The 3,443-nt window shown below is 31.8% G+C and carries 3 protein-coding genes; all 3 read left to right on the top strand.

The genetic code is table 11. The features are described 5' to 3' along the window. Nucleotides 1-254: 254 nt before the first annotated feature. The 3 genes from C7954_RS13360 to C7954_RS13350 are packed head-to-tail and all read left to right on the top strand — an operon-like array spanning nt 255 to nt 3,353. Nucleotides 255-1,373 carry a site-specific integrase gene (locus tag C7954_RS13360; RefSeq protein WP_166667735.1) on the top strand — a complete coding sequence of 373 codons (1,119 nt, stop codon included), beginning with the start codon at nt 255-257 and terminating at the stop codon, nt 1,371-1,373. Then, a complete protein-coding gene (locus C7954_RS13355; protein ID WP_089719631.1) occupies nt 1,370-2,344 on the top strand; it encodes a tyrosine-type recombinase/integrase in 975 nt (324 codons plus the stop codon). Before C7954_RS13360 ends, C7954_RS13355 begins: the two co-directional genes overlap by 4 nt. Next, nucleotides 2,334-3,353, top strand: coding sequence for a site-specific integrase (locus C7954_RS13350; protein WP_089719629.1), 1,020 nt, complete (start codon nt 2,334-2,336; stop codon nt 3,351-3,353). The genes C7954_RS13355 and C7954_RS13350 overlap by 11 nt, the downstream gene beginning before the upstream one ends. Nucleotides 3,354-3,443 lie beyond the last annotated feature (90 nt).

Raw genomic sequence — 3,443 nt, 5'->3', positions numbered from 1 at the left:
CATTATGTAGAGGAAAAGATTATGGTGAGTAGGTTAATATATTCTTGACATAAAAAGATTTTCTATTGTAACTCTCACCATAATAAAGTATAATCATCCTTATTTAAAATTAAAATGAAAGGGTGATTATAATAAAAAATTTACAAAGTTTACAGTCTTCAATTGATGGTGTAATTAATTCTTTAGAAAAAATGAATTATGCTAAAGGAACTATTAAAGCCCAGCAAAATGTGTTTAATTCCTTATTAAAATTTATGGAAACTAACAAAATTAAAAATTTTAATAAAGAGATTGGAATGGATTTTATACATTCCCGCACCGGAACTGATATGAAAGGGTTTTACGGTACTGGTGATAAAAAAACCAACCGCTATATGAAGCCAATTCAAAATTTGTTAGACTTTATTGAAAAAGGCAAAGTTACATTTCAAATGAGATCTAAGATTTCCGATTTTCAGTGTCCAGAAGCTTTTGAAGAAGAATATAATCTATATCAGGATGAATATGAAGAAAGACATTATGCTAAAGCTACTATTATCAGCCATAATAGAATACTTCGCAAATTCTTATATTTTCTTAATGAAAATGATATAACTTCATCTGAAGAAATAACTTATTCACATCTTACTGAGTTTTTATCAAAATATGATAAAGCAAAGCCAAAATATATAGCTACTATTATATCTAATCTTCGCAGTTATTTATCGTTTTTATACCATAACAGATTTATTTGTCAGGATGTATCAATTCACTTGCCAAAAGTTAGAATTATGCGCAATGCCTTTATTCCTCATTCCTGGAAAACAGATGATGTAAAAAAATTATTAAAAGCAGTTGATCGAGGAGCTCCAAAAGGGAAACGTGATTATGCAATTCTGCTTTTGATAGTGCATCTAGGACTTCGGGTAAGTGATATTAGAGCTCTTAAACTATCTAACTTAAACTGGAATCGTAAGACAATCAACTTAAATATACAAAAATCTAAACAACCGCTGGAACTACCTTTATTGGAAGATATCGGTTGGGCTATTATTGATTATCTAAAAAATGGTCGCCCTGAAACCAGATCTGACAGAGTATTTATTCGCCATCGTGCTCCTTTTGATGCCTTTGGTGAAAATGAAAGTTTTTATCGTGAACTGCACCGTTATATGATTAAAGCTGGACTTGAAATACCTCTTGATGTTCACTGTGGAATGCACTCTTTAAGAAGTACCTTGGCCAGAAAAATGCTCGAAGCTAAAACACCACTTCCTGTAATTTCAGAAGTGCTTGGGCATCAGAATATCAATACTACCAGTATCTATCTTAAAATTGACCTTAGTGGTCTTAGAAAATGTGCTCTGGACCCGGATGAGGTGTTTGAGCAATGAAAAATCAATATCAATGGAAAAGTGATATCTCTAAAATGTTAAAAGCATTTATTAAAGAAAAAAAGATGACCGGTTTTAAATATGAACGACAAACAAGAGACTTAGAAAGATTCGATAATTACTATTATTACAGTGGTTACAGCGGTATTCGTTTAACAAAGCCAATGTTAGAAAAATTTATTTATGGAGAATTCGAAAAATCATCAACTCATTACAAAAAAGAAATATTAATGAATAATTTTGCCAATTATTTGCACAAAAGAAAATATGGTGTTTATGTACCCCAAATAAAATCAAGTCCAACTCGAAAAAGTAATCATATTCCATATATTTTTACTACTGATGAATTGAAGCGATTATTTACTGCTATCGATAATTATCCGATAGCAAATATCAATAATCGTAATATTATAGATCCAGTATTATTCCGTCTTTTATATGGAACTGGTTTAAGAGTATCAGAAGCTTTAAATCTTCAGATGAAAGATGTCAATTTAGATGAAGGTGTTCTTACAATACACCAGGCAAAAAACAATCGAGACCGCCTGGTTCCAATGACTCAAAGTATGACAGATCGAATGACAGTAATGGCTGAAGATATACATCAGTTTAAGGGAAAAGATTATTTCTTTTTTCCAAATACCAAAGGAAAAAAGATAGATAAAAGTACTGTATATTGTAGATTTCGGGATTATCTTCTAATGGCTGATATTTCTCACACTAAAGCCGGGCCTAGAGTTCATGACCTCAGACATAATTTTTCTGTTAGATGTCTTAAAAAATGGGTGCTTTCCGGAGAGGATATTACCAACATAATGCCATATCTTGCTGCTTATCTGGGACATTCTGATTTTAGAGGAACTCAGTATTATTTAAGACTAACGGCAGATTTATACCCGGACATTATCAGCAGAACAGAAGCAGAATTTGGATTTGTAATACCGAAGGGAGAAGTTGAAAATGAAAAATGACTTCCCACATTATTTGACCATTTTTCTGTCTCAATATTTGCCCGGTCAGAAAAATCTTAGTACCAATACCATAGCTTCTTATCGCGATACTTTTAAGTTATTTCTTATATTTTGTGAGAAAGAAAAAAGGATTTATCCAGAAAAACTGTCTATACAGAAAATCACCAAAAAGTTAGTGTTAGAATTTCTGAACTGGTTGGAGCAGGAACGTAAAAATTCAATCTCTACTCGTAATCAACGTTTAGCAGTTTTACATTCGTTCTTTCATTATGTTCAAAAAGAATATCCAGAAAATCTTTATGAAATACAAAAAATTCTGTCCATTCCCAGTAAGAAGAAAATTAAGCCCATGATCTCATACCTTACAGGCAACGAGATGGAGTTATTGTTAAAACAACCTGATTTATCAAATGAAAAAGGTTACCGTGATTTATTATTAATGGCCATTTTATATGATACAGCTGCCAGAGTTCAGGAGTTAGTCGAGATAAAATTAAAAGATATTCGTCTTTCTGATCCAGCTGTCATAACTTTACATGGTAAAGGAGATAAAGTTAGACAGATACCCATTATGGGAAGAACAAAGCATTTTTTAAAAAAATATATTGAGTCAAGAAAATTAAACCCAGGAATTGGAGAATCAGAAAATTTTCTATTTGTTAATCAAAAACAACAGAAACTTTCTCGCTGGGGAATATCCTACATTATCAATAAATATGTAGAAATGGCCAGTCAAAATACTAATTTTACGATTGGTTTTCCGGTAACACCACATGTATTTCGCCATAGCAAAGCCATGCATTTATTGCAGTCAGGGGTTCATCTTATTTATATTAGGGATTTTCTTGGACACAGTGATTGTTCTACCACTGAGATTTATGCCAGAGCCAATAGTGAAATGAAACGAAAGGCAATTGAAAATGCGTATCAGGATTTAGTACCCGAGGAGTTTCCTAGATGGGAAAAAGATAGCAACTTGATGCAGTGGTTAAATTCTATATGTAGTTAAATGATAATTATGGTGAGTGTTTTAATTAAAAATACAAGTATCTTAATGAAATTAACAGCTACTCACCATAATCTTTTCCTCTACATAATG

Source organism: Halanaerobium congolense, from assembly GCF_004366375.1.
GTDB classification, from domain to species: Bacteria; Bacillota; Halanaerobiia; order Halanaerobiales; family Halanaerobiaceae; genus Halanaerobium; species Halanaerobium congolense.
The sequence above is the reverse complement of the archived record's forward strand: the minus strand, read 5'-3'. Positions and strand labels throughout refer to the sequence as shown.

Bases quoted from the DNA above. Each gene is read 5' to 3' on its own strand.
- C7954_RS13355 (WP_089719631.1), top strand. From the start codon at position 1,370: ATGAAAAATCAATATCAATGGAAAAGTGATATCTCTAAAATGTTAAAA.
- C7954_RS13360 (WP_166667735.1), top strand. From the start codon at position 255: ATGGAAACTAACAAAATTAAAAATTTTAATAAAGAGATTGGAATGGAT.
- C7954_RS13350 (WP_089719629.1), top strand. From the start codon at position 2,334: ATGAAAAATGACTTCCCACATTATTTGACCATTTTTCTGTCTCAATAT.